The sequence below is a fragment of the Pseudomonas sp. Marseille-QA0332 genome (genome assembly GCF_054950175.1).
The window spans coordinates 2,141,853-2,166,313 of the sequence record NZ_CM143106.1 but is presented as its reverse complement, the minus strand read 5'-3'; the positions used below and the strand labels follow the sequence as shown (position 1 = coordinate 2,166,313).

Genomic DNA, 24,461 nt, shown 5'->3' with positions numbered 1-24,461 from the left:
GGATCAACGGGACGACGATGGCATGACATTGCTGAGCGAATACGAACAACGCCAGGTGGCCGAAGCGATCGACCGGGTCGAGCAGCGTACCGATGCCGAGCTGGTTACCGTGCTGGCCAGGCGGGCCGACGACTACACGTACATACCGCTGCTCTGGGCTGGCCTGGTGGCGCTGGTCCTGCCGGGCATGCTGCACTACCTGTTGGGCTGGGCGAATGTCGACGTGCTGCTGCTGAGTCAATGGCTGACCTTCGTGGTGCTGTGCCTGGTGTTTCGCATCCCGTTCCTGACGACCCGGCTGATTCCCCGTGGCGTGCGGCATTGGCGCGCGTCCAACCTGGCCCGTCGTCAGTTCCTGGAGCTGAACCTGCATCACACGGTTGGGGCCACGGGCGTGCTGATCTTCGTCAGCGAGGCCGAGCGCTACGTGGAAATACTGGTCGACCAGGGCATCGCGCGCAAGCTGGACAACGACGCCTGGTCCGGCATCGTCGCACGGTTTACCGAGCAGGTTCGACAGGGGCGCACCCTGGACGGGTTCGTCGAATGCATCGAGTCATGCGGTGCCTTGCTGGAAGTGCATGTACCACTGACCCAGCCGCGCGATGAACTGCCGAACCGGCTGGTGGTGCTGGGCTGAACCGCTCCCACGGCGTGCACCGCAGGCACTTTTCGTACAAAGCCTAAGCCAGCCGCAAGATCACCACCCCGGCCACGATCACTCCCACCGACAGCGCCCGGAGTCGTCCCACCGGCTCCTTGAGCACCAGCCAGGCAATGCCGGTGGCGAAGAGAATCGAGCTTTCGCGCAGTGCCGCCACCACCGCCACCGGCGCAAGGGTCATGGCATACAACGCCAGCCCGTAGGAGGCGAGGGTGCCGAATCCGCCCACCATGCCCAGATGCCAGTTGTCACGCAGGTAGCCGCGGGTCTGCTGCCAGCGACTCGACCCGGCCCACAGGGCGATGGCCGCGCCGCTGAGCAGGAATATCCAGAGCGTATAGGCCACCGGCGCCGCCGATAGCCGCACGCCCACTCCATCGACCAGCGTATAGGTGCCGATCAGCATCGCGTTGAGCAACGCCAGCCGCAACCCGGCCCGGCTCTGCCGCCGGGCACCGGCGAGCATGGCCAGGATGCCGAGGCAGATGACAGCGATGCCGAGCCACGCGCCGGGCGAAGGCACCTCGCCCAGCAGCACCGCCCCGGCCAGTGCCACCAGCAAGGGCGCCACCCCGCGCATCAGCGGATAGGTCTGGCTCATGTCGGCGACGCGATAGATACGTGCGACCAGCATGTAATAGATGACCTGGAGCGCGGCGGATACGACGATCGATGGCCAGCTTGGCGCAGCGGGCGCGGAAAAGAAGGGCAGCAGCAGCGCCGACCAGAGCGCGGCCGAGCCGGTCACCAGTACCGTGGTCAGGGACTTGTCCTGGCCTGCCTTGACGATCGCATTCCATGAAGCATGCAAGGCCGCCGCGAGCAGGACCAGTTCAAACGCACTTTGCGACATCGGTTCCTTCCAGTCTGGATGAAGGGTGGTGCAGGACGATGCACGGCCTCGACCGGGCAGCATCTGTCGACAAGCCCTTCGCGCAAGTCCTGCATCGACGTAGAATGCCCGACACTGCGCCACTGGCGCGCTTTCGTCGTTCGAGGCACCCAAGCTCCCATGTCCGCAACTTCTTCCGTCCCCATCGCGCCGGATGCCCGCGCCCAGTTTCTGAACCTGCTGACCGAAGCCTTGCAGGGCGATACCCTGGTCAAGCTGGTACTGGCGCGTCATGTCGGCGACGACCAGAGCTTGCAACGTATCATCGCCAAGCCGCTGCAGGTCAAGGGACAAGCCTGCCTGTCGCTGACCTACCGGCACCAGACCCGCGATATTACCCGCAATCTGCCGCTAGCGCAGGCCTGCGAGCATGTGGCCGGGCTGCTGCCAGACAGTTTTCGCAACGCCCATCTGTTCACCATGGACGGCGAAGTCCAGCTGGGTTTCAGCAAGAAGGGCAAGGCCATGTTCCAGCGCCATGCCGCCCAGCCCGCGCGTGACGCCGCGCCTGCCGCGCATGACCGCGAGAAGAAGCGCTACCTGGATCTTTCCCGGCCGTTCCTGCGCGACCTGGGTGTCACCGATGCCCAAGGCGCACTGATCCCGTCCATGTCGCGCAAGTGGAAGCAGATCAACAAGTTCATCGAAGTTTTCGACCATGCGTTGGCCAGCGCCCCGCTCGCCTCCGGACAGACCCTGAAGGTCGCCGATTTCGGCTCGGGCAAGGGCTACCTGACCTTCGCCATGCATGACTACCTGAGCGATCGCCTCGGCCGCCCAGCGCAGGTCACCGGCGTGGAACTGCGCCAGGACATGGTCGAGCTGTGCAATGCTGCCGCTGGACGCCTGGAGCATCCAGGGCTGCAATTTCAGTGCGGCGACGTGCGCAGCGTGGTACCGGCGGCCATCGATGTCATGATCGCGCTGCATGCCTGTGATGTCGCCACCGACTATGCCATCCATACCGGTATCCGCTGCGACGCAGCGATCATCATGTGCTCGCCATGCTGCCACAAGCAGATCCGTGGGCAACTGCACAGCCCCGGCCTGCTCCAGCCGATGCTGCAGTACGGCCTGCATCTTGGCCAGCAGGCCGAGATGCTCACCGATAGCCTGCGCGCCTTGTATCTCGAAGCCTGCGGCTACCAGACCAAGGTATTCGAATTCATTTCTCTCGAGCATACCAACAAGAACAAGATGATCCTGGCGGTCAAGCGGCGCCACCATGAAGCTGACCCGGCGCTGCTGGAGCGGATCGCCGCCCTCAAGCAGTTCTATGGGGTGCGCGAACATTGCCTGGAGACGCTGCTGCAGGCCGATGGGCTGCTGCCGCGCTAGCCAGGCGCCGGTCCCTGGACTGGCCGTCCGCTATTCCCCTGGCACCAGGCCCGGCAGCTGGCCGGCGTCTTCCCAGGCGCGGATCTGCCGATAGTCCTGCTCGACCTGCGCGAAGCTGTCGTGCAGCAGGCAGACCTGCCAGGTGGCAGGCCCAGGAGCATTTCCGCCGGCCGGCAGCAGCAGGCGGAAAGAAGGCAGACTAGCCAGCAGGCGCCGTGCGTCGTCGTCCTGCGCCTGCTTGCTCCCGGCCTGGCTCGTGCCGAGATTCACGATGCGCAAGATCCTCGTCAAGGCATAGCCGGCGCAGGCGCTGGTCGCGAATCCTCGTGGATCGAGATAGCGTTCGAGCATCACGGCCAGATGGTGGCAGCCAAGCGCTTCGATCACCAGGGACATGGGGCTCGGCTGGTCCAGGCAGGTCCTGGTATCGAGCAGCAGTGGGCCTCGCCTGGTGAGTGCCAGCCTGGACTGGCTGGGACCTTCGAGCACTTCCAGTGCGTCGAGAGCCTTACACAGGTAGTCGATCAGGGTCTTCTGCAGCGCACCGTGGCCATGCACCAGGGTCCGATGATCCAGTTCGGGTGCGCGCCCTGGCGAGCAGCGCCACTGTTCATGCCAGATCTCGGTGACCCGGTGCCGGCCATGCAGGCTGACGACCTTGATCAGGAACTGCGGTCCCTGGATGAATTCCTGCAGCAACACCGGCGCAGGGCCGTGGTGGCGGTTCGCGATGGCAAGCCAAGCCGCGAGCGCCTGCTCCGGGGCGTGGCAGACCCGGGCGCGGCGCTCGCCGCTCGGTTCGACGGGCTTGACCACGACCGGTGACGCCAGCGTCTGGAGCCCATCGAGTAGTGCCGCCTCGCTATCGACCCGCTTCTGTCGTGGCGTGTCCAAGCCCAGCCGGGCAAGTGCCTGCGCCATTGCCAGGCGGTCGCCCCGTCGCTGGCTGCTGCGTGGCGGGTTGCCTGGCAATCGCAGCGAGGCGGCCAACTGGTCGGCCAGGCCCACGCCGCCAGGAGCGCCCGCGATCACGAAGTGGGTGTTGCGCAGACGTAGGTGTTCGACCAGTGAGCAGTAGGGGAGCTGCGGAAGTTGCCAGATCGTGTCGCAGAAAGTTTCGGTGCAGGCCGGCGTTGGCTGTTCGGGCGTGGTGGCGCAACGGAGATGAAGTACTCGCCATCCTTGATGTTTCAGAAGGCGCGCGAACGAAAGGGCAGGGCCGTGGCAATCGACGATGCAGGCCACGGAGCGTCTGTGCTTGCTCATGCGGTCGAAGGTTCTTGTGAACTTTTGAACGGCTGAGATTTGCCGCGTGGAACAGCATTGTCAATCTCGCTCGGGCGAAATAAGTAGAGCCTGGCTTAATAAAGGAGGTTGCTGTAGGAAGAGTCTTGAAAGTTGCGGTAGTTGGAGAACGGTGTGTTTATCAGCGGCGGCGGTCAGGGGGCAGCTGCAAGCCGCAAGCTACACGCAAAAGCGGATCTGCACCCGATCTGCTCCTGGCTCCTGGTTCCTGCTTGCAGCTGCAGCCCAGCGTCAGCGCCGGGCGCGCGTCGCCGGCACCGCTATGGCCAGGTGGTTCGCGGCCAGGGGATGGCTGCTGGCATCGAAGAAGTGCAGCGGCACACCGGCTTCGGCAGGGAAGCGCTCCTGGTAATGACGCTTCTGGTTGGCGATCGCCGCCTCGCCAAGCGCACGGATGCCGATGGCCAGGTGCTGGGGACGCGCCTGGCGGATGGCTTCGAGCAGATGCTGGTCGGCGCTGTCCAGGTGCTGGCCGAGCAGGCATAGTCCGTCACGCTCGCCCGCCAGCGCGGCCAGGCACCATGCCAGGTAGTCGCTATGACGCAAGGCGCCGAGCTTTTCCGCGCTCGTGGCTTCGTTGACGAACAACGGCACTTCCCCTGGATTGTTCACCGCAAAACCATCGAGCAGCTCGCTGCCTTCGGCGTTGCGCTGTCGGGTGCTGCCATCGGCGTGCTTGAGCAAGTGCAATCCCCCGTGCAGGTAGAACACCCGGGTGCCAGGCGTAGCGGGCCGGCGCAGGTCGAACAAGCCCTGGTCGTCGAAGCTGCTGGCGAACCCCGCTGGCGCATGGCGGATGGCCCAAGGCAAGACCAGGTCATAGTTGCTGGTGTACACCCGCTGGTAGCGTTGCAACTCGGCATTCAGGCGCTCCAGCGTGGCGGTCGGCAGCAGCGCGTACGGTACATGCACTGCGCGCACGGCATGGATCAGCGCTTCTTTGATCGAGTAGTAACGGTTGAGCGGTGCGGTCGAATTGATCGCCAGGGCGGCGTTGGCACGCACCGTGGCGTTCAAGGTGCTGAGCACCGGTTCGAACAGCTCGGTGCCCAAGGCCTTGAACAGCGCCTGGTCGCTGACCCCCAGCGCCTTGTGACGTACCCGCTGGGCCTGTTCGAACAGGGAGAAATAGCCGAACGGCTTCCATAGGGCCCGGCTGGCGCCATTTCCCAGCAGCAGGGCTGCGCACGGGTGGCGATCGTCGACCTCGCTCCAGGAGGGCAGCTTGGGGTCGGAAGAGGTCTGGGACATGGGCTGAATCCTGCGTGGGGCTTGAACGCGAGGACTTTAGCACGACCTGGCACAACGTCTGGCCAGGATTGCCCTTGTCGGGCGCTCGTCGAGGGGCGGCGAGCGCCCGACAAGGGCGCGGAGCAACGATCGAGCATTACCGATTGCAGGCGAGCCTGCGCCTGCTGGACATCCCTGGCATGTTCGTCGAGTTCGCCGAGCAGGCCGTTGAGCTCGGCCTGTATCTGGGGGGAGGGGACCTTGATGACCGGACCGTTGATTTCCATCTGGGCCTTGTGGGCCGATACGTAGCCCGCCAGCTTCAGGCTGGCTGTCGCGCTGGCCAAGATGATCCGTTACTCTTGCAAGCCTTAAGGAGGTCTTCCCGCCATGAGTCCTTGCCGCAGCCAGGGCCGTCACAGGGCCATGCCTGCCCGGGCCCGCCTGAGCCTGCTCCGGTCCATTTCCATCACCCTGCTGGGCGCGGCGGTGATCATCAGCCCTGCATCGCTGGCGCAGCAGATCCAGCGCCAGTGGGGCGACTTCGACTTCAAGCTGGGCACCACGGCATCGCGAACCATGGCCCAGGGGCTGATTTCACCGAGCGCCGCGGGCGCCTTCCATGGCGGCCTCGACGTCAGCCATGCCGATGGCTGGTACGTTGGTCAGTACGCGCCGAGCATGGGCCTTTCGCCTGCCTCGACCCTTCGCCTGGACAGCTACATGGGCTACAAGCAACGTTTCGACGGCAGCCTGGGCTATGAGGTGGGCATGATCCACTACAGTTATCCGAAGCTCTCGGGCACCGACAGCCACGCCCTGTACGGTGGCTTGTCGATGTTCGGCAGCCGCCTGGGCGCAGCGCTCGACGACAACCCTGACAACCGCACCGGCACGCTCTTCGCCGATCTGGGCCAACTGCCCTTGCTGGACGTCGCGATCACCGTCAAGCTGGCCCATCATCGACTGGGCACGCCCTTCACCATCGGCGACGGCAGCGAGGTGAGCGCCTTCAACGACTGGTCGCTGAAGCTGTCGCGTCCCTGGCTGGGCATCGACCTGGACCTGATCTACAGCGGCTCGGATCTCGACGGCAGCGGCTGCGACGCCTACGCCGGCATGAACGCTTACTGCGAAGGCATGGTCACTTTCAAGGCCCAGCGCAGATTTTTCTAGGTTTCGCAAGACTTTCGCCCGACCCTGAGGATCGATCGCTTTGGCCAAAGATGCCGAGAACCCCTGTACCTCGAACTGCAAGATCCGCGATGGCATCTGCCAGGGGTGCGGGCGCAGCAAGGAAGAAATACGCAAGTGGAAACGCCTGAAGAAAAGCGAGCGCATCGAGGTCGTGCACAAGGCCAAGGCACGCCTGAAGGCGGCCAAGAAAGCCAGGTAGGCCTGGCGACCGAAGGAGGCTGAGCAGGCCCGCTTCGCCCCCGGCGAGCTTTGTTGCGGGTCCGGCAAAGGTGATTATTGGCCTTGCCTCTTTTTCCACGGGACGCTTGCGACTAAGGTAGGGGCTGCAAAAACCTCTGGAGTCGAAATGTCCAACCTGTTCCCTGTCGTCCGCCCACGTCGCCTGCGCCGCAGCGAGTCCTTGCGCAGCGTGTTCCAGGAGACCGAATTTCGCCTAGACGACTTGATCCTGCCGATCTTCGTCGAAGAAGGCATCGATGATTTCGTCCCCATTACCAGCATGCCGGGGGTCAATCGCATCCCGGAGAAGAAGCTCGCCCAGGAAATCGAGCGTTATGCCCGCGCCGGTATCAAATCGGTGATGACGTTCGGGGTTTCTCACCATCTGGACGAAATCGGCAGCGACACCTGGAACGAGAACGGCCTGGTCGCGCGCATGGCGCGGATCTGCAAGGACAGCGTTCCGGAAATGCTGGTGATGTCCGATACCTGTTTCTGCGAGTACACCAGCCACGGCCACTGCGGGGTGCTGCACGAGCATGGCGTGGACAATGACGCCACTTTGGCCAACCTGGGCAGGCAGGCGGTGGTCGCCGCCTCGGCCGGCGCCGACTTCATCGCGCCATCGGCGGCGATGGACGGCCAGGTCCAGGCCATCCGTGGCGCGCTGGATGCGGCCGGCTTCCACGATACCGCCGTGATGGCCTATTCGACCAAGTTCGCCTCGTCGCTCTATGGCCCGTTCCGTGAAGCGGGCGGCACTGCGCTCAAGGGCGATCGCAAGAGCTACCAGATGAACCCAATGAACCGGCGCGAAGCCGTTCGCGAGTCGTTGCTCGACGAGCAGGAAGGGGCCGATGTGCTGATGGTCAAGCCCGCTGGCGCCTACCTGGACGTGATCGCCGATATCCGTGCCGCGTCCCGCCTGCCGCTGGCGGCCTATCAGGTCAGCGGCGAGTACGCGATGATCAAGTTCGCTGGCCTGGCGGGCGCGATCGATGAAGCGCGGGTGATGCGCGAAAGCATTGGCGCCATCAAGCGAGCCGGTGCCGACCTGATCCTGACCTATTTCGCCATGGACCTGGCCGAGCAAGGTATCTGATCCTGCCTGGGTGGTTGCCAGCCATGGCCGTCGAAGATTCAGCCGACGGCCATGGCCTGGCTGTCAGCGTCGATCGATCACCACCTCCAGGTATTCACTGGGCACCACCAGCGAAGACGGGCCGGCGACGTTGTGTTCTTCCAGCAGGCGCGAGAGGTCCTGCTCCAGGTCTTGCGCGGCTTCGCTGTCCAGCGCCGCGAAAGCCTTGTGCACCGGGCCGTACCAGGTTCTGAAGACCTCGATGAAGTGAGCGGGCGAGCGATAGCGGAAGTTGAACTGCTGACGCTTGACGTGGAACTCGTCCAGGTCCTCGCCGAACAGTTGTCGCAACTGTCGCTCATCGCCCCAGCGAGAAGGTGGCTGGGCGCCGGGCGGCGGTGGCACATGCCGTCCGAGTGTCTTGAACATCTGGCCGACGAAGCCTTCGGGCGTCCAGTTGGCTAGGCCCATCCTGCCGCCCGGACGACAGACGCGACGCAGCTCGCTGGCTGCCTGTGCCTGGCCAGGGGCGAACATCACGCCGAATGTCGAGACCACGGCGTCGAAGGCTCCGTCCTCGAACGGTAGCGCTTCGGCATCAGCCACCTGGAACTGCACGTCCAGGCGCTCGGCTTGCGCCCTTTCTCGCCCGCGCTCGAGCAGTTCGGGCACATAGTCGGTCGATAGCACCCGGCAACCGCGTCGCGCGGCGGCCAGGGTGACGTTGCCGTTACCGGCGGCCACATCCAGCACGCGCTCGTCCCAGCGCAGGTCGCAGGCTTCGGCCAGGGACTCGCCGACCATTTGCAAGGTCGTGCCGATCACTGCATAGTCGCCGCTGGCCCACGCGGCTTGCTGACGGGCCTTGAGTGCTTTCAGATCCAAGGATGTGTTCATGGCATTGCACCCTGAATGGTCCAGGCGATCGCCGTCCTTCGGGCGGTCGTCGCGCCTGTGGTTCGAACGATGGTTCCGACCGGGGTAGCGAGGCAGGCGCAGGCGCGCCATCGCCACCGGGCAAGACAGCACGCTCGACTGACGTCCCGGCCTGCAGTTAGGCTTTGTACGAAAAGTGCCTGCGCGACGATCAGGCTACGTTGAAACAGGCTCGGAATGCTCATTTACAACCAGTGAACTGCGCTTGCTCGCCTGTTTTTCGCCTTGCCTGATCGCCGCTCGGCGACTTTTCGTACAAAGCCTAGCTAAACTCGGTCTCTGGTCCCGTACAAGCGTTTTCGCCAGCTGTTGAGAACGATTGGCTACTGCCCTCATAGCGGTGCTGCATGAGCTCCGCCAGGAGGCATCGAGACAAGAGGCGCCAGTGAACCGGAGACTGTCCGCATGTCCCGCCGCCCGCCATCAATGAGGTGCACCGATCTGTCCAAGCCTGGTCCAGGAGATGAGATGCGTGCAAAACCAGACCGAGGCCGTGGGCCAAGTCGCCAGCTTCTGCTGATCGCTGTCTTGACGACGATCGCGGCCTGCTCGAACCAGGCCGGCAAGGTTCGCCAAGTCGGCGCCAACTGTTATGCCAAGGCCGTACCCACCGTCGGTGAGGGCGGCCTGGCCTGGGGGCCGACGGCAGGCGTGGCGAGCAAAAAATCACTGAGCAACTGCGTCCGCTATGCCGCCAGGTCCGGCGGCACGCCGCAGACCTGCAAGGTGACCTTGGCCCGCTGCAAGAGCCGTTAACAAGGCTCTGCCGTACTCGGCCAGGCTTTGCAGGAGCTGGCCCGACGGTCAGTACTTCCAGGTGACCGAGGCCGTCAGGTTGCGTGGAGCGCCGTAGTTGGCGCTGCTACCGGTCTTGAGCGAAGACAGGTACTTGCGGTCGGTGACGTTGTTCAGGTTCAGCGAGGTGCTCCAGTGCGAGTCGATGTCGTAGGTAGCCAGCAGATCCACCAGGGCGAAGGCATCCTGGCGCAGCGTACGGTAGTCATCGCTTTGGCTGCTGCTCTGCCAGCTCAGACGGCCGCCCAGCTTGACCTTCGGCAGGGTCGGCAGGCGGTAGGTCGCCATGCTGCGCAAGGTATGGGTGGGAACGTAGCGGCGCGCCTCGTTGCCGTCTGGATCGTCGATGCGCACGTAGGTATAGCCGGCAAGCAGTTCCAGGCCCGGCAGGATTTCTCCGCGAGCTTCGAGCTCCACGCCATGGCTCTTGTAGTCCACCCCGTCATAGACATATTGGTTGCCGAGCATGCCGGCATACTTCGATACGTTCTCTTGCCGGGTCTTGAACAGCGCGGCGGTCAGGTCCAGACGCTCGTCCAGCAAGCTGGCCTTGATACCGATTTCAGCGCTGGTTCCCTCGAGCGGATCGAGCAGAGCGCCATCGGTCCCTAGTACATACTGCGGGCTGAAGATTCGAGTCCAGCTGCCATATACGCTCCACTGGTCGTTCAGGTCGTACACCAGCCCGGTGTAGGGCGTGATCTTGCCGTGCTCGCGCGTGTCATGCGCGCTGCCATAGCTGTCGCCTTCGCCATCGGCGCTGAGCATGCGCGCGCCGAGAATCCAGTGCAGGCCGTCCACCACACTCAGGCGCGTACCGGCGTACACGCTCTTCTGCCGATCGATGAAGTTCTGCATGTTGGCGTCGTTGGTGAAGGTCAAGGCCGGCCGTATTACGTTGCCTGCCAGCGCCTCGGCCAAGGACGTGGTGAAGTAGCCGTTTTCATCGATGTTGTACGCCAGTTCCTTGTGATGAGTGCGTCCATAGTTGGCCCCGAGCGTCAGTTGATGTTCGCGTCCGAACAAGGTGAACGGCCCGGACAGCTGTGCTTCGCCGATCAGCTGGTGTTCCTTGCTGGTGGTATCGCTGGCATAGGCATTGTCGCCGACCCCACCGATGTTGTAGATGTAGAACATATTGGTGTCCTGCTTCTGCGAGACACCGGTCACGGTGAGCTTGCCGTTCCAACCGTTACCGAAGTCATGGTCGAGTTCGGCGAATGCCCGCTGGGTATGCAGGTTCCAATAGGTCCATGGCTGGCCGATGCTCGAGCTGCGGCTGCTGTAGTGGATGCGGTTGCCGGCGCTGTCCACCAACGGCAGGTTGCCCCAGCTGCTGCCATTGGAATCGCTGTCATGCTGGGAAAAACCGACGGTCAGGGTGTCCGCCTCGGACAGATCGAACGCCAGCAGGCCCGCCGCGACGTTGATCTCATGGCTGTAGCGATCGAGATGGGCGTTGCCCTTGTCGTGGGCATAGATGAAGCGTCCACGCACCTTGCTACTTTCGCTCAGCGGTCCGGAAACATCCGCTTCGATCCTGCGGTTGTCCCAGGACCCTACGCTGACGCCGACCTTGGCCTGGGCGCTGGCGGTCGGACGTTTGCGCACGAAGTTGACCGTGGCCGATGGGTTGCCCGTGCCGCTCATCAAGCCGTTGGCGCCATGCAACACGTCGATCTGCTCGTATTCGGCCAGGTCTTGCGCACCGATCAGGGTCGTGGCGGCGAACGGCATGCCCATGCCGTCGTATTCGAAGGTGTCGATGGTGAAGCCGCGCGAGGTGAACTCCGTGCGGTCGGTCTCGATCTGCTCGACAGTTACCGAAGGCGCCGCACGCAAGGCATCGCGCACATCATCGAGCTTGAAGTCGTCGATCTGGTCGCGCGTGATGATGGTCACTGCCTGTGGGGTCTCCCTGGTCGACAGTCCCAGGCGAGTGGTACTGGTCGCGGTCTTTCCCTGGTAGCCCTGGCCAAGGCTGCTGGTTCGCTCGCTGTTGCTCTGGATTTCGATGTTCGGCAAGACCAGTTCTTCGCCGGCATGGGCGACAGGCACGGCACCGCAAGCGCCGGCCAGCAGCAAGGTAGTGCAAAGACGGGGTTTCAAGATCGGGTTTCCTGACAGGGCTTATGTGAATACGACGCTAGGCGCAGTCGCAAATGAGAAGTAGACACACATGATATCAATTCTCTCACAATTTTTTCACATCTTGTTTCACGTCTTGGAGGCCGCCGTGACCTACCGGTCAATCTCGACTGGCGGCACCATCGAGCCTGACCGATAGGCTGTGCCTCAGGCGCCGGTTTGGCCGGACAGGTAGTCCTGGGTGAATTGCACTTGGGCGTAGCCGAAAGCGAACGCCACCATCATGGCTGCATGGACCTGCTCGGCCGGCGTGGTCACACTCTGGAACTCCAGGTCCAGCGTGGCGCAGGCGTCATGCAGCACCTTCACCGAGTAGCCCTGGTCGGCCGCGGCACGTACCGCGGCATCGACGCACATATGGCCCATCGCGCCGATGATCACCACATCCTCTACCTGATGACGTCCAGTCGCTGCTTGAGATCGGTGTCGCAATGCATTGATCGCCATCTGCCGTGGAAATGCTGTTGGTCAAGAGCCAGGCACGAGCCGGGGGCAAGCATGGGGATGGAAACGGTGAGGGATCCAGCCTGCGGGGCCGCTGCCAGCCTTGCAATATGTTTCAGCCTTGCCAAGCGGTGAACTTACTCCCGCGCGATGGGATCAGTTTCTGTGCAAAGGCAGCGCGAACCTGATGGTCCAGTGCATCTGCATCGGGCGTCTGTGCAGGGTCGCTGAACCATGAGGAGACTGTTCGTGACCGCTACTATCCATCCCGTTCATCGATGCACACCCAGTCCACTGCATGCGATCCTGCTGGCCGGTGCCGTGCCGTTGTTCCTCGGCGCCTTGCTCAGCGATGTGGCCTATTCGAAAAGCTACCAGATCCAGTGGAGCAACTTCGCGTCCTGGCTGATCGCCGGAGGGCTGGTGTTCTGTGGCCTGGCGCTGCTGTTCGCGCTGGTCAACCTGGTGCGTGCCCGGCACAAGACCGGCCGTCCGGTGCTGTACTTCCTGCTGCTGCTGGTCACCTGGGTGCTGGGGCTGGCCAATGCCTTCGAGCACGCCAAGGATGCCTGGGCGGTGATGCCCTCCGGGCTGGTGCTGTCGGTGATCGTGACCGTGCTGTCTCTGGTCTCGGCCTGGATCGGTCTGAGCGACCGGCGTTCGGGAGGTGCACAATGAACTACCTCAGCGGCTTGACCCTGTTGAGCATGGCCGTGCTGTTGAGCGCCTGTGGTGGCGAAGCGGACAGCACCCAGGCCCGCGGCCCCGATCCGAAACTGCCCGAGCCGCAGCGCGGCCTGCTGCCGAGCATGAAGATCGCCGAACCAGCCGAATGGGGCGAGCGCAAGCCGACCGTGCCCGAGGGCTACAGCGTGACGGCCATCGCCACCGACTTGAAGATTCCCCGCCAGACCCTGGTATTGCCCAACGGCGACATCCTGGTGGCCGAAGGACGGGGCGGCAACGCTGCCAAGCTCAAGCCCAAGGACGTCATCGCCGGCTACATCAAGGCCAAGGGCAACACCCAGGTCAAGGGCGGTAACCGCCTGACCCTGCTGCGTGACGCCGACGGCGACGGCACCTACGAGCTCAATACGGTGTTCGCCGAGAACCTCAATGCGCCTTATGGACTGGCCTTGGCCAATGGCAAGCTGTACGTGGCCAACCAGGACGCGCTGGTGAGCTTCGATTACACCGAAGGGCAGACCAAGGCCAGTGGCGCACCCGTCAAGCTCACCGACTTGCCGTCGCAGATCAATCATCACTGGACCAAGTCGCTGGCGGCGAGCGAAGACGGACGTTTCCTCTACGTGGGCATTGGCTCCAACAGCAACGTGACCGAGCGCGGCATGGAAGTCGAGATCGACCGTGCCATGGTCTGGCAGATCGATGCGAGCAGCGGCGCCCACAAGCCCTACGCCACCGGGATACGCAACCCCACCGCATTGACCATCCAGCCGGGAACCGGCCAGCTGTGGGCGGTGGTCAACGAGCGCGACGAGCTTGGTCCTGACCTGGTTCCGGACTACCTGACTTCCGTGCGCGAAGGCCAGTTCTATGGCTGGCCCTACAGCTATTGGGGTCAGAACGTCGATCCGCGGGCCCAGCCGCAGGATCCGGAGAAAGTGGCCGCGGCCATCAAGCCGGACTACAGCCTCGGCTCCCACGTCGCGGCATTGGGCGTGGACTTTTCCAGCCCGGCCATGGGCGAGCGATTCGCCGACGGTGCGTTCGTCGGCGAACACGGCAGCTGGAACCGCGACAACCCCGTGGGCTACAAGGTGATCTTCGTGCCTTTCAGCAATGGCAAGCCGTCGGGCGAGCCGATCGATTTCGCCACCGGTTTTCGCGGTGACGATGGCAAGACTCGCGGGCGCCCGGTCGGCGTGACGGTCGACCCGCGCGGTGCGCTGATCATCGCCGACGACCTGGCCAATACGATCTGGCGAGTGACACGCGACCAGTAGGGCCTGAGCAAGGCCAGGGGAGGCGTGGCACGATCCTGCGGGGTCGATCGCGACCGCTGCACCTGGCCTTGCAAGGCGCCACCGATGGCGCGCAGCGCCCGTGAAACCAGGCTATGCGGTTGGTCTGTCAAGGCAGGATGCTGATTCTATCGGGCCGGCAGGCTCGATCGCGGCCGGTTCGGCAGCCCTGGCCGCGGCTGCTCTTGCACGGTGCCAGCGCCAGTATTGGTCGTTTGCGTTTCACGGCCCCGGCTACCCGGAGCGCCATCACTCCCTCCCGAGCCAAGCAACCTCGCCCAGCCTGTGAGAGTATGACGCACCTGTCTTTGGTCATACGGATCCCAGAAAACAACCGATGAAGACTCCAAAACGGATTGAACCGCTGATCGAGGACGGTCTGGTCGACGAGGTGGTACGGCCGCTGATGAGTGGCAAGGAGGCAGCCGTCTATGTGGTGCGTTGCGCCGGTCAGCTGCGCTGCGCGAAGGTCTACAAGGAAGCCAGCAAGCGGAGTTTCCGGCAGGCCGCCGAATACCAGGAGGGTCGCAAGGTGCGCAACTCGCGCCAGGCCAGGGCCATGGCCAAGGGTTCGAAGTATGGTCGCAAGGAAGCCGAGCAGGCCTGGCAGAACGCCGAGGTCACGGCCCTGTTCCGGCTTGCCGGGGCGGGCGTGCGGGTGCCCAAGCCGTACGACTTCCTCGATGGCGTGCTGCTGATGGAACTGGTCATGGACGCCGACGGAGATGCCGCCCCGCGTCTCAACGACGTGGTGCTCGAGGCCGAGCAGGCGCGCGAGTATCACGGTTTCATCATGCGCCAGATCGTGCTGATGCTGTGTGCCGGGCTGGTCCACGGCGACCTGTCGGAATTCAACGTGCTGCTGGGGCCTGACGGGCCAGTGATCATCGACCTGCCCCAGGCCGTGGATGCGGCTGGCAACAACCACGCCTACAGCATGCTCGAACGCGACGTGGCGAACATGACCAGCTATTTCGCACGCTTCGATCCAGCGCTTGCCAGCACGCGCTACGCCCAGGAAATGTGGGCGCTCTACGAGGTCGGAAAACTGCTGCCAGAAACACCGCTGACCGGGCGGTTCGAGCAGCACGCGCAGGACGCCGACGTAGACGCCGTGCTGCGCGAGATCGAAGCGGCGAAGGTCGAAGACGCTCGCCGCCGCGCCGCCAGGAGCGAAACCGAGCACGACCAGGCGAAGGCCGGCGAACCCACCCCACCGTGGCTACGGTAATGCCAGGCGGCAACGGCATGATGGGCACTGCTGCTCAGCACGGGTTGGCGCCCTGGGCCCTCGCTCCTGGATGATATCGACCTGTGTCGCATGGATCTTGCCAAGGGCCCTGCTCAAGCAAAGCTCCTGTTGACCTTGAACCGCTCGGTCGCTTCGATCAACGCGCTGACGATGCCTGGTTCCGAAGGGGCATGGCCAGCGTCGTCGATCATCGCCAGCCGGGAGCCTGGCCAGGCCTTGTGCAGGCGATAGGCGGAATTGGGCGTGGTGATCATGTCATGGCCGCCTTGGATGATGCTGCACGGCAGGTGGCTGACCCTGTCGATGTCGCGCAGCAGCTGGTCGGGTTCGAGGAAGAAACGGTGCTTGAAATACCAGGCGTCCAGGCAACCCATGCCAATGCTGGTCTGATCGTCCGAAGCCTGCTCCTCGACGCCCTTGGGATCGTGCCTGAGCAGCGAGCAACTGGCCGAATAGCGTACCCAGGCGCGGATCGCTTCCATCCGCAATGCTTCATCCGGCGACAGCATCCGAGCCAGGTAGGCCTCGATCAGGTCGTCCTGCTCCTGTGCCGGGATCAAGCCGATGAAATCCTCGTGCGCGCGCGGGAAGAACCTGCGCATGCCATGCATGAACCAGTCGATTTCATCATCGGTACCGAGCAGCACGCCGCGCAGCAGGAAGCCGAGGCAGGCTTCAGGGTGGGCCTGGCCGTAAGCCAGCGCCAGCGTGGTTCCCCAGGACCCGCCGGTGACCAGCCAGCGTTCCACGCCAAGGTGCTGACGCAATGCCTCGATATCTGCCACCAGGTGCTGGGTGGTGTTGTTGCGTGTCTCGGCCAGGGGCGTGGAGCGCAGGGCGCCGCGCTGGTCGAAGAGAATGATGCGGTAGGCTTGCGGATCCCAGAACTGCCGTCTTGACGGTGGTGCCCCTTCGCCGGGCCCACCATGCAGGTAGACCACCGGGATGCCTTGCGGGTTGCCGCTTTCCTCCCAATAGAGCGCATGCAGGTCATCCACCGCGAGCATGCCGCTGCGCAGCGGGTTCTCGATGGGGTCGAACAGGCTGTAGGTCGTCCGGCGAGGTGCGTCCATGGAAACTCCTGAGATTCATGCATTGAGGCGATCCGAAGGCCGCATCGGTGGGCAGTTGAGGCAAGACTCATGAGTTGGGAGAAATCGGCTGGCGAAAGATTCAGGCGCGTGGGACCAGCGGTTTGTAAGCGCATGTGGCAGCAGTACCAGGCTCGCCCGTGGCTCCCCTGGCCACGGCCTGTCCTGTCATCCACCGGGTGGAACCTCGGGCCGCCACGGTGTTCCTCTGAGGTATGCAGGCATTGGCCTGAGCGCGACCGGAGCGAGTGATGGCAGTGATCGGTTACCATGCGTCCCATGAGCAATTTCCCCCCGATGAGCTGCTGCGGCTGTTGATCCAGGCCCAGACGGCCGGTTTCGCCAGTGGCATGTGCTCGGACCATTTCCACCCCTGGACCCGTGACCAGGGCCACAGCGGTTTCGCCTGGTCCTGGCTGGGCGCGGCATTGCAGGCCACTTCGCTGGACCTGGGCGTGGTCAACGCGCCGTCCCCGCGCTATCACCCCACGACCATTGCCCAGGCCGGCGCGACGCTGGCGCAGATGTATCCCGGACGGTTCTGGCTGGCGGTCGGCAGTGGCGAGGCCATCAACGAGACCATCACCGGCGAGCGCTGGCCGTGCAAGGCCGAACGGAACGCGCGGCTGGCAGAAGCGGTGCAAGTGATACGAGCCCTGTGGGCCGGCGAAGAGGTTGATCACCACGGTCTGGTCACGGTCGAACATGCGCGGCTGTACAGCCTGCCGCCGACGCCTCCGGCAGTCTATGCCGCTGCGCTTACCGAACAGACGGCGCGCTGGGCTGGCGGCTGGGCCGATGGCCTGATCACCGTGAGCGCCGCGCGCGAGCAGCAGCAGCGCATGCTCGATGCGTTTCGCGAAGGGGGCGGCGAGGGCAAGCCGGTGCTGCTGCAGGTGAAGCTGTCGTATGCGCCAGACCATCAGCGAGCGCTGGAAGAGGCCCATGCGCAGTGGCGGGCCAACGTGCTGCCCGGCAAGCTGGACCAGGAACTGCGCCACATCGCCGATTTCGAGGCCGCGGGCGGTCTGATAAGACCCCAGGACTTGGCCGGGCAGGTGCGCATCAGCGCCGATCTGGCGCAGCACGCCGCGTGGCTGCAGGCTGACCTGGAACAAGGCTTCGATCGCCTCTACCTGCACAACGTCAACCGTCGCCAGCAGGCCTTCATCGAAGCGTTCGGCCATTCGGTGCTGCCGCAGCTGTGCTAGTGGCGCGCCGGCCAGCTGTCGCGCCTGCAGAATTCATACGCTGCCTGAAAGGTCGCCTGATCAAGCGTTCACTACCCGCGCGGTTGCGCGAAGGAGTTGCCAGATGCGCGTGCATCACCTGAACTGCGGTTGCATGTGCCCCTTGGGCGGTGCCTGGTTCGATGGCTACAGCCGCGGCCTCACCGCTTCGCTGCCATGCCACTGCCTGTTGATCGAAACCGAGCGCAGCGGGCTGATGCTGGTCGATACCGGCTTCGGCCAGCAGGACGTACAGCATCCGCAGCGGCTGAGCCGAATGTTCAGGGTGATGAACAACATCCGCCTGGAGCATCGGTTCACGGCTGTGGACCAGATTCGCCGCCTGGGGCTAGATCCCGAGGATGTGCGGCATATCCTGCTGACCCATCTGGATTTCGACCATGCCGGTGGCCTGAGCGACTTTCCCAGGGCGCGGGTGCATGTAATGGCAGCCGAACGCCACCAGGCCGAAGGCGCGCCGGGTTGGCTCGACCGGCGCAGGTTCTCTGCACCGCAATGGCGCGACGTGCAGAACTGGCAACTGTATTTGCCCCAGGGCGACAAGTGGTTCGGCTTCGATTCGGTGCGCGCGGTGATCGGTGCCGAACAGGAAGACGTGTTGCTGGTACCGCTGCCAGGCCACACCGAAGGACACGCGGGCATTGCCGTGCGTACCGCCGAGGGCTGGAAGCTGCATGCGGGCGACGCCTATTTCCACCATGACGAGGTGCACGCAGCCGAGCGCTGGTGTCCGCCAGGAAAACGGCTGTACCAGCGCCTGATGGACACACAGCGTCCGCTGCGCTTCTACAACCAGCGTCGACTGAGGGATCTGGCAAGGGATCAACAGGGCGCGATGGAGATATTTTGCAGCCACGACCTGGCCGAGTTGCAGCGGGCGCAGGCCGTCAGCGACGATGCCACGCGATGGCAGGCAGGCGGCGAGGCGGCGTGCGCCTCGCCATGAAGACAGTCGACGCTGAATCGACAGCGGCCGTCATCGCTGTGCCAGGATGCAGTCCAGCAGGCCCGGGAAGCGACTGTCCAGCGCTTGGCGACGCAGGGAGTTCATGTGCGTGGTGCCGACGTTGCGGGTCTGTACCAGCCCGGCATCGCGCAACACCCGAAAATGATGGGACATGCTGGATTTCGGCCGGCCACCGTCCAGTTCGCCGCAGGAGGCTTCCGCCACCCCGGCCAGGCACTGGACGATCTCCAGGCGAACAGGATCGCTCAGGGCGTGCAGCACGCGTTCGAGAACGAAGTCCTTGGGATCGGGATGTGTGTAGGTTCGCATGGCGCTCATCATAACGGGGTTTCACAAAATGCCATAGTTCGATTATGATCGAAATATCGAAATCATGGTATTCAGGAGTCTTGCATGTCCGCGCTGTTCCAACCTTATTCCCTCAAGGACGTCACGCTGCGCAATCGCATCGCGATCCCACCGATGTGTCAGTACAGTGCCGAGGATGGCCTGATCAACGACTGGCATCATGTCCACCTGGCCGGGCTCGCCCGTGGTGGCGCCGGCCTGCTAGTAGTGGAAGCCACCGCCGTGTCTCCGGAAGGCCGCATAACCCCCGGCTGTGCCGGTATCTGGACCGATGAACAGGCCCAGGCGTTCGTCCCGGTGGTCAAGGCCATCAAGGCTGCCGGCTGCGTGCCGGGCATCCAGATCGCCCATGCCGGCCGCAAGGCCAGCGCCAACCGCCCGTGGGAAGGCGACGACCACATCGCCAGCGACGATCCGCGTGGCTGGGAAACCATCGCCCCGTCGGCCATCGCGTTCGGTGGACACTTGCCGAAAGTCCCGCGTGCCATGTCGCTCGAAGACATCGCCCGCGTGCAGCAGGATTTCGTTGCCGCTGCACGACGCGCGCGTGATGCCGGTTTCGAATGGATCGAGCTGCACTTCGCCCATGGCTACCTGGGGCAGAGCTTCTTCTCCGAGCATTCCAACCAGCGTACCGACGCCTATGGCGGCAGTTTCGACAACCGCAGCCGCTTCCTGCTCGAGACCCTGGCGGCCGTGCGTGAAGTCTGGCCGGAAAACCTGCCGCTGACCGCGCGTTTCGGCGTGATCGAGTATGACGGTCGTGACGAGCAGACCCTGGCCGAGTCCATCGAGCTGGCACGCCGCTTCAAGGCCGGAGGGTTGGACTTGCTGAGCGTCAGCGTCGGCTTCACCATTGCCGATACCAACATACCCTGGGGGCCGGCATTCCTCGGGCCGATCGCCGAGCGTGTGCGTCGCGAGGCCGAGCTGCCGGTCACGTCGGCTTGGGGCTTCGGTACCCCACAGCTGGCCGAAGAGGCGGTGAAGGCTGGCCAGCTCGACCTGGTCTCGGTCGGTCGCGCGCATCTGGCCGATCCGCACTGGGCCTATGCCGCGGCCAAGCAGCTGGGCGTCGACAAGGCTTCCTGGACCTTGCCGGCACCTTATGCCCACTGGTTGGAGCGGTATCGCTGATTCAGGAGGGCCGGGACGACCTGTGAGAGCGACCGTGGCCGGAACGCCGGCCCGGCCCTCATCTGGCATGCAATCCCGAGCCCTGCTTGGACACTGCGCGGCGTCAGACTTTACCCATCGCCGTTGGCGCGGCCGCTCACCCCGTCGACTTCACGCTCGGCTGAGTAGGTGTCTGCTTGTCGGACGGCTCGGCCTGGCCACTCACATAGGTCGGGCCGGGGCGGTCCTGGCCGGGCGCGGGTCGGCCTTGCAGGGGAGGCAGGGCCTTGGCCTTCTCCAGGTCCACGCCAGCGCATTCGGCCAGTCGCCGGCCGTAGTCCTCGTCGCAGTGCCAGAAGTGCCAGATCATCCGTAGCTGGATGTTCTCCGGGCATTGCCGCAGGTCGGCGCTGATGTTGGCGATCAGGTCGTCGCGTTCCCAGTCTTCGAAAGACCGGTAGCGCTCGCCTGTCTGCTGGTAGTCCGCGGCGGTCTTGCTGGTCTGGTAGCGTCCGACATGTCCCTCTACCCACTGCTTGTAGTCCGGCCCGCTGCGTGGTGCCTCGTGCAGCCCGCCCTCGGAGCTGGGCTCGTAGTTGACGTGCGGGTTACGGCCACCGTTGTCGACCTGGTAGGTCATCTGCCCATCGCGCTGGTTGGTGGCATAGGGACACTTGGGGGCGTTGATCGGCAACTGCAGGTAGTTGGGACCGACCCGGTAGCGCTGGGTGTCGGAGTAGGACAGGGTACGTCCCTGCAGCATTTTGTCGTCCGAGAAATCGATGCCGTCCACCAGCACGCCAGTACCGAAGGCCGACTGCTCGGTCTCGGCGAACACGTTGCTCGGGTTGCGATCGAGCACGATGCGCCCCACCGGCAGCAGCGGGAACTGGTCTTCCGGCCAGCGCTTGGTATCGTCGAGCGGATCGAAGGGCAATTCGTCATGTGCCTCGTCCGACATGATCTGCACGCACATTTCCCATTCGGGGTAGTCGCCGCGTTCGATGGCCTCGTACAGGTCCTTGGTGGCGTGCCCGACGTCCTGCTTCTGGATCTCGGCAGCCTGTTCGCTGGTCAGGTTGCGCACGCCCTGCTTGGGCTCGAAGGAGAACTTGCACAGCACGGCCACGCCGTCCTGGTTGACCAGCTTGTAGGTGTTGACGCTCGAGCCCTGCATCTCCCGGTAGCTGGCCGGAATGCCCCAGGGGCTCTTGACCCAGGTCACCATGTGCAAGGCTTCGGGATGATGCTGCACGAAGTCGTAGAAGCGCCAAGGCTCCTGGCGATTGGTGACGGGGTCGGGCTTGAACGCGTGGATCATGTCCGGGAACTTGATCGCGTCGCGGATGAAGAACACCTTCAGGTTGTTGCCGACCAGATCCCAGTTGCCATCTTCGGTATAGAACTTGATGGCGAAGCCGCGCGGGTCGCGTGCGGTCTCAGGGGATTCCTTGGCACCGATCACGGTGGAAAAGCGCAGGAAGATAGGGGTCCTGCGGCCCTTGCTGGTCAGCACCTTGGCACGGGTGTACTTGCTCGCCGGCTCGTCGCCGATCGTGCCATAGGGTTCGAAGTAACCGTGCGCCGCGGTGCCACGGGCATGCACCACACGCTCCGGAATACGCTCACGATCGAAATGGGTGATCTTCTCGATGAATTGATAGTTCTCCAAGGTTCCCGGCCCACGCTCGCCTACGCTGCGCAGGCTCTGGTTGTCGCTTACCGGGTGTCCTTGGCGTGTCGTCAGTGTCCGATCTTTGTCAGCCATCGTTCCTCTCCAGGCTTGAGGGGTTGTTCTGGTTTAGGGAAAACAGGCATGGCCATGGTTTCTCGCCACTGACGAACGGTGTCCCGGTCAGCCGCGGCACCAGCTGCGCGTTGCCCCTGGAAAATCGGTCGCGAAGGCAGCCGCGTATCGACGACGGCCAAGGGGTGAGACGCCGCCCGGCGACATCGGGCGGAACTTATCCAGCCCGATGTTCCCGAAAAAGGACTGCGAGCAGGCAAATTTCGAGGAGGTAGCATGCAGTGGCAGGACTGGCTGGACCGTACCCTATGGTTGAACATCGGCATCGTCGCCACGGCGACAGTGGTCATTCACCTGATCCTGCGCAGCCTGGTGTCGCTGCTGCGCCGGCGGGTGGCGGCCGGGGAGGGCAATGGTCGGGTCTGGGCAAGGGCGATCATCACTCGCACCAGCGGCGTGCTGCTGTTCGCGTTTTCCCTGCTGCTGGCCCTGAAGCTGATCGACCTGCCGAGCAACTGGGATTCCGGCCTGTCCCATGGCTGGTTTGTGGTACTGGCCCTGCAGGTGGCGCTATGGCTGGATGCCTGCGTCCGGCTCTGGGGGCGCGGGCTGCTATTTCACAAGGACAAGGGACGCTTCAACCCGGTCATGACCACCATCGTTTCGGTACTGGGCCTGATCGTGGTCTGGGCGATCATGCTGCTGTCGATCCTGGCCAACCTGGGGGTCGACATCACCGCGCTGGTCGCCAGCCTGGGGGTGGGCGGCATCGCCGTGGCCCTGGCGGTCCAGACCGTGCTCAGCGACATCTTCGCCTCGCTGTCGATCGGCTTCGACAAACCCTTCGAGATCGGGGACTTCGTGGTGTTCGGCGACGTGGCCGGCACCATCGAGCACATCGGCCTGAAGACCACCCGGATCCGTAGCCTCAGCGGCGAGCAGATCGTCTGCTCCAATACCGACCTGCTCAAGCAGACCTTGCACAACTACAAGCGCATGGATACCCGGCGCATCGTCTTCAGCTTCGGTATCAGCTACGACACCCCGGCACAGAAGGTTCGCGAAGTCGCCCCGTTGGTCAGGAAGATCATCGAAGGAGTCTCGGCGACCCGCTTCGACCGCGCGCATTTCTTGTCCTTCGACGAAAGCCGGCTGCTGTTCGAGGTGGTCTATATCGTCCAGAGCCCCGACTACAACCGCTACATGGACATCCAGCAGGAGATCAACCTGCAGTTGCTGCAGGGGCTGCGCGACCTGGATATCCGCTTTGCCTTCCCGGTACGCAACGTTCGTGTCATGAACAATCGCCTGCCGGAGATGCCGGTGACGGTCGAGGCACAAGGCACGCCGCGCCAGGAGGCGATGGCTACCCGCTAGGGTGTCGTGGCGCCGGCCGTGTGGTCGCGGGCGTATGATGCCCTGGCGAACGATGGTGCACGTCAGCCAGCGCTGGCCCGCTCGTTCACCCCATGCGGAGCCAATCGCTCGAGCAGGTGGTCGAGCAGGGCGCGGATCTTCGGCAGGTTCTCCCGGCTCCTGACCCACACCAGGTTCATCGGCAAGCCATCGGTCGCCAGGTGTGGCAGCACTTCGACCAGCGATCCGGCGTCGAGATGGCGCTGGACCAGCCAGGTCGGCAGTTGGCCGATTCCATGGCCGGCCAGCACCGCCGCTACTTCGCCTTCGCCGTCACCGACCGCGATTCGGGTGTGCACGACGCGACGCTCCATCTCGCCTGGCTGCCGGCCCTTGAAGAACCAGGGGCTGACCAGGCCGTCGCGTAGGGCGTAGCCCACGCACTGGTGCTGGTCCAGCTCTGCCGGTGTGGAGGGAATGCCATGCAGAGCCAGGTAGGCAGGCGCTGCACAGAAGACCAGGCGCTGGGCGCCGAAATACTGGTGGCCGAGCGCGGCCGGCCACGCATCCGGCCCGCCGATGCGCATGACGATATCGATGCCCTCGTGCACTGGATCGACGAAACGATCGGAGAAGGACACATGTGGTTGCAGGAAAGGGTGTCGACGGACGAAGTCCAGGATCAGGGGCAGGACATGCAGGCGACCGTAGGATGCTGGCAGATCGATGCGCACCCGTCCGCGCGGATCATGGCTTTCGCTGATGATGGCCAGCTCAGCTTCTTCCAGGTCAGCCAGTACCGCCACGCAGGTGCGATAGAACCGCGTACCGGCTTCGCTCAGAGACAAGCGCCGGGTGGTGCGCTGGAACAACCGGGCGTCCAACCGCCGTTCCAGGCGCGCGATGCTCTTGCTCACGGCCGAACGGGTAAGGTTCAGTCGCTGCGCCGCGGCGGTGAAGCTGCCCAGGTCAGCGACGGTCACGAACACATCCAGCCCTTTCAGACGTTCCGAGCTATGCATCGAGCCTTCCGATTGTTGAGGTGGATTCCCGGCATTGCGTCATTTATTCCCCAGATAAGCATCCAATTCTTCAATAGG

The 24,461-nt window shown here is 64.0% G+C and carries 22 protein-coding genes and 2 pseudogenes; 13 read left to right on the top strand and 11 right to left on the bottom strand.

What is annotated here, in order from left to right:
- Positions 1-22 precede the first annotated feature (22 nt).
- Complete coding sequence (locus ACY8GK_RS10030) at positions 23-640, top strand: TPM domain-containing protein (RefSeq protein ID WP_196177380.1); 618 nt, start codon at positions 23-25, stop codon at positions 638-640.
- Positions 641-683: 43 nt separating this feature from the next.
- Here ACY8GK_RS10030 and ACY8GK_RS10025 read toward each other — a convergent pair whose 3' ends face one another.
- A complete protein-coding gene (locus ACY8GK_RS10025; protein WP_196177379.1) occupies positions 684-1,517 on the bottom strand; it encodes a DMT family transporter in 834 nt (277 codons plus the stop codon).
- Positions 1,518-1,676: 159 nt separating this feature from the next.
- On the opposite strand from ACY8GK_RS10025, the gene ACY8GK_RS10020 reads away from it, so the two are divergent.
- The gene (locus ACY8GK_RS10020) at positions 1,677-2,894 is read left to right on the top strand and encodes a class I SAM-dependent methyltransferase (RefSeq protein ID WP_196177377.1); all 1,218 of its coding nucleotides are present in this window, start codon (positions 1,677-1,679) and stop codon (positions 2,892-2,894) included.
- A gap of 30 nt (positions 2,895-2,924) precedes the next feature.
- Here ACY8GK_RS10020 and ACY8GK_RS10015 read toward each other — a convergent pair whose 3' ends face one another.
- The 3 genes and pseudogenes from ACY8GK_RS10015 to ACY8GK_RS10005 all read right to left on the bottom strand — a co-directional run.
- Positions 2,925-4,160, bottom strand: a complete 1,236-nt coding sequence (locus tag ACY8GK_RS10015; protein WP_462402932.1) for a hypothetical protein — start codon at positions 4,158-4,160, stop codon at positions 2,925-2,927.
- 270 nt (positions 4,161-4,430) lie between these two features.
- Entirely contained in the window at positions 4,431-5,450 is a 1,020-nt protein-coding gene (locus ACY8GK_RS10010; RefSeq protein WP_462402931.1) for a DUF4917 family protein, read from the bottom strand.
- Positions 5,451-5,608: 158 nt separating this feature from the next.
- Positions 5,609-5,776, bottom strand: a pseudogene (locus ACY8GK_RS10005) (DUF3053 family protein); the annotation flags it as partial.
- A gap of 79 nt (positions 5,777-5,855) precedes the next feature.
- Here ACY8GK_RS10005 and ACY8GK_RS10000 point away from each other — a divergent pair.
- From ACY8GK_RS10000 to hemB, 3 genes are all read left to right on the top strand, one after another.
- Complete coding sequence (locus ACY8GK_RS10000; RefSeq protein WP_462403009.1) at positions 5,856-6,605, top strand: TorF family putative porin; 750 nt, start codon at positions 5,856-5,858, stop codon at positions 6,603-6,605.
- A gap of 40 nt (positions 6,606-6,645) precedes the next feature.
- Positions 6,646-6,825, top strand: a complete 180-nt coding sequence (locus ACY8GK_RS09995; RefSeq protein WP_196177371.1) for a DUF1289 domain-containing protein — start codon at positions 6,646-6,648, stop codon at positions 6,823-6,825.
- Positions 6,826-6,972: 147 nt separating this feature from the next.
- A complete protein-coding gene (gene hemB, locus ACY8GK_RS09990) occupies positions 6,973-7,947 on the top strand; it encodes a porphobilinogen synthase (protein WP_196177369.1) in 975 nt (324 codons plus the stop codon).
- 63 nt (positions 7,948-8,010) lie between these two features.
- Here hemB and ACY8GK_RS09985 read toward each other — a convergent pair whose 3' ends face one another.
- Positions 8,011-8,823 carry a class I SAM-dependent methyltransferase gene (locus tag ACY8GK_RS09985; protein WP_462402930.1) on the bottom strand — a complete coding sequence of 271 codons (813 nt, stop codon included), beginning with the start codon at positions 8,821-8,823 and terminating at the stop codon, positions 8,011-8,013.
- A 507-nt stretch (positions 8,824-9,330) separates the two neighbouring features.
- Here ACY8GK_RS09985 and ACY8GK_RS09980 point away from each other — a divergent pair.
- Positions 9,331-9,618: a hypothetical protein gene (locus ACY8GK_RS09980; protein ID WP_196177365.1), complete on the top strand. Its 288-nt coding sequence runs from the start codon at positions 9,331-9,333 to the stop codon at positions 9,616-9,618.
- 48 nt (positions 9,619-9,666) lie between these two features.
- Here the strand turns inward: ACY8GK_RS09980 and ACY8GK_RS09975 are convergent, their stop codons facing one another.
- The gene (locus tag ACY8GK_RS09975) at positions 9,667-11,766 is read right to left on the bottom strand and encodes a TonB-dependent siderophore receptor (protein WP_462402929.1); all 2,100 of its coding nucleotides are present in this window, start codon (positions 11,764-11,766) and stop codon (positions 9,667-9,669) included.
- 186 nt (positions 11,767-11,952) lie between these two features.
- Positions 11,953-12,233, bottom strand: a pseudogene (locus ACY8GK_RS09970) (isochorismatase family protein); the annotation flags it as partial.
- Positions 12,234-12,498: 265 nt separating this feature from the next.
- Between ACY8GK_RS09970 and ACY8GK_RS09965 the strand changes: the two are divergent.
- The 3 genes from ACY8GK_RS09965 to ACY8GK_RS09955 all read left to right on the top strand — a co-directional run bounded on the left by ACY8GK_RS09965 (position 12,499) and on the right by ACY8GK_RS09955 (position 15,465).
- A complete protein-coding gene (locus ACY8GK_RS09965; RefSeq protein WP_196177363.1) occupies positions 12,499-12,927 on the top strand; it encodes a DUF2231 domain-containing protein in 429 nt (142 codons plus the stop codon).
- Positions 12,924-14,216: a PQQ-dependent sugar dehydrogenase gene (locus ACY8GK_RS09960; protein WP_462402928.1), complete on the top strand. Its 1,293-nt coding sequence runs from the start codon at positions 12,924-12,926 to the stop codon at positions 14,214-14,216. Before ACY8GK_RS09965 ends, ACY8GK_RS09960 begins: the two co-directional genes overlap by 4 nt.
- A 355-nt stretch (positions 14,217-14,571) precedes the next feature.
- Entirely contained in the window at positions 14,572-15,465 is an 894-nt protein-coding gene (locus ACY8GK_RS09955; RefSeq protein WP_462402927.1) for a PA4780 family RIO1-like protein kinase, read from the top strand.
- A 113-nt stretch (positions 15,466-15,578) separates the two neighbouring features.
- Here ACY8GK_RS09955 and pip read toward each other — a convergent pair whose 3' ends face one another.
- A complete protein-coding gene (pip, locus tag ACY8GK_RS09950) occupies positions 15,579-16,559 on the bottom strand; it encodes a prolyl aminopeptidase (RefSeq protein WP_462402926.1) in 981 nt (326 codons plus the stop codon).
- 269 nt (positions 16,560-16,828) lie between these two features.
- Here pip and ACY8GK_RS09945 point away from each other — a divergent pair, with 269 nt between their 5' ends.
- Both ACY8GK_RS09945 and ACY8GK_RS09940 read left to right on the top strand, forming a co-directional pair.
- Positions 16,829-17,788, top strand: a complete 960-nt coding sequence (locus ACY8GK_RS09945; RefSeq protein ID WP_462402925.1) for a TIGR03885 family FMN-dependent LLM class oxidoreductase — start codon at positions 16,829-16,831, stop codon at positions 17,786-17,788.
- Between the two features lie 103 nt (positions 17,789-17,891).
- Complete coding sequence (locus ACY8GK_RS09940; protein WP_196177355.1) at positions 17,892-18,773, top strand: MBL fold metallo-hydrolase; 882 nt, start codon at positions 17,892-17,894, stop codon at positions 18,771-18,773.
- A 30-nt stretch (positions 18,774-18,803) separates the two neighbouring features.
- On the opposite strand, the gene ACY8GK_RS09935 is transcribed toward ACY8GK_RS09940, so the two are convergent.
- Positions 18,804-19,103, bottom strand: coding sequence for an ArsR/SmtB family transcription factor (locus ACY8GK_RS09935; RefSeq protein ID WP_196177353.1), 300 nt, complete (start codon positions 19,101-19,103; stop codon positions 18,804-18,806).
- 84 nt (positions 19,104-19,187) lie between these two features.
- Between ACY8GK_RS09935 and ACY8GK_RS09930 the strand changes: the two genes are divergently transcribed.
- Complete coding sequence (locus tag ACY8GK_RS09930) at positions 19,188-20,279, top strand: NADH:flavin oxidoreductase/NADH oxidase (RefSeq protein ID WP_196177351.1); 1,092 nt, start codon at positions 19,188-19,190, stop codon at positions 20,277-20,279.
- Positions 20,280-20,415: 136 nt separating this feature from the next.
- On the opposite strand, the gene ACY8GK_RS09925 is transcribed toward ACY8GK_RS09930, so the two are convergent.
- Positions 20,416-22,026: a catalase gene (locus ACY8GK_RS09925; RefSeq protein WP_462402924.1), complete on the bottom strand. Its 1,611-nt coding sequence runs from the start codon at positions 22,024-22,026 to the stop codon at positions 20,416-20,418.
- Positions 22,027-22,281: 255 nt separating this feature from the next.
- On the opposite strand from ACY8GK_RS09925, the gene ACY8GK_RS09920 reads away from it, so the two are divergent.
- Positions 22,282-23,382 carry a mechanosensitive ion channel family protein gene (locus tag ACY8GK_RS09920; protein ID WP_196177347.1) on the top strand — a complete coding sequence of 367 codons (1,101 nt, stop codon included), beginning with the start codon at positions 22,282-22,284 and terminating at the stop codon, positions 23,380-23,382.
- 62 nt (positions 23,383-23,444) lie between these two features.
- Here ACY8GK_RS09920 and ACY8GK_RS09915 read toward each other — a convergent pair whose 3' ends face one another.
- On the bottom strand, positions 23,445-24,383 hold the full coding sequence (locus tag ACY8GK_RS09915; protein WP_462402923.1) for a LysR family transcriptional regulator: 939 nt from the start codon (positions 24,381-24,383) through the stop codon (positions 23,445-23,447).
- Positions 24,384-24,461: the final 78 nt, after the last annotated feature.

What these genes read in the sequence shown, in the direction of transcription:
- ACY8GK_RS10030 (WP_196177380.1), top strand. Translation starts at nt 23, where the DNA reads ATGACATTGCTGAGCGAATACGAACAACGCCAGGTGGCCGAAGCGATC.
- ACY8GK_RS10025 (WP_196177379.1), bottom strand. Translation starts at nt 1,517, where the DNA reads ATGTCGCAAAGTGCGTTTGAACTGGTCCTGCTCGCGGCGGCCTTGCAT.
- ACY8GK_RS10020 (WP_196177377.1), top strand. Translation starts at nt 1,677, where the DNA reads ATGTCCGCAACTTCTTCCGTCCCCATCGCGCCGGATGCCCGCGCCCAG.
- ACY8GK_RS10015 (WP_462402932.1), bottom strand. Translation starts at nt 4,160, where the DNA reads ATGAGCAAGCACAGACGCTCCGTGGCCTGCATCGTCGATTGCCACGGC.
- ACY8GK_RS10010 (WP_462402931.1), bottom strand. Translation starts at nt 5,450, where the DNA reads ATGTCCCAGACCTCTTCCGACCCCAAGCTGCCCTCCTGGAGCGAGGTC.
- ACY8GK_RS10000 (WP_462403009.1), top strand. Translation starts at nt 5,856, where the DNA reads ATGCCTGCCCGGGCCCGCCTGAGCCTGCTCCGGTCCATTTCCATCACC.
- hemB (WP_196177369.1), top strand. Translation starts at nt 6,973, where the DNA reads ATGTCCAACCTGTTCCCTGTCGTCCGCCCACGTCGCCTGCGCCGCAGC.
- ACY8GK_RS09985 (WP_462402930.1), bottom strand. Translation starts at nt 8,823, where the DNA reads ATGAACACATCCTTGGATCTGAAAGCACTCAAGGCCCGTCAGCAAGCC.
- ACY8GK_RS09980 (WP_196177365.1), top strand. Translation starts at nt 9,331, where the DNA reads ATGCGTGCAAAACCAGACCGAGGCCGTGGGCCAAGTCGCCAGCTTCTG.
- ACY8GK_RS09960 (WP_462402928.1), top strand. Translation starts at nt 12,924, where the DNA reads ATGAACTACCTCAGCGGCTTGACCCTGTTGAGCATGGCCGTGCTGTTG.
- ACY8GK_RS09955 (WP_462402927.1), top strand. Translation starts at nt 14,572, where the DNA reads ATGAAGACTCCAAAACGGATTGAACCGCTGATCGAGGACGGTCTGGTC.
- pip (WP_462402926.1), bottom strand. Translation starts at nt 16,559, where the DNA reads ATGGACGCACCTCGCCGGACGACCTACAGCCTGTTCGACCCCATCGAG.
- ACY8GK_RS09945 (WP_462402925.1), top strand. Translation starts at nt 16,829, where the DNA reads ATGGCAGTGATCGGTTACCATGCGTCCCATGAGCAATTTCCCCCCGAT.
- ACY8GK_RS09940 (WP_196177355.1), top strand. Translation starts at nt 17,892, where the DNA reads ATGCGCGTGCATCACCTGAACTGCGGTTGCATGTGCCCCTTGGGCGGT.
- ACY8GK_RS09935 (WP_196177353.1), bottom strand. Translation starts at nt 19,103, where the DNA reads ATGCGAACCTACACACATCCCGATCCCAAGGACTTCGTTCTCGAACGC.
- ACY8GK_RS09930 (WP_196177351.1), top strand. Translation starts at nt 19,188, where the DNA reads ATGTCCGCGCTGTTCCAACCTTATTCCCTCAAGGACGTCACGCTGCGC.
- ACY8GK_RS09925 (WP_462402924.1), bottom strand. Translation starts at nt 22,026, where the DNA reads ATGGCTGACAAAGATCGGACACTGACGACACGCCAAGGACACCCGGTA.
- ACY8GK_RS09920 (WP_196177347.1), top strand. Translation starts at nt 22,282, where the DNA reads ATGCAGTGGCAGGACTGGCTGGACCGTACCCTATGGTTGAACATCGGC.
- ACY8GK_RS09915 (WP_462402923.1), bottom strand. Translation starts at nt 24,383, where the DNA reads ATGCATAGCTCGGAACGTCTGAAAGGGCTGGATGTGTTCGTGACCGTC.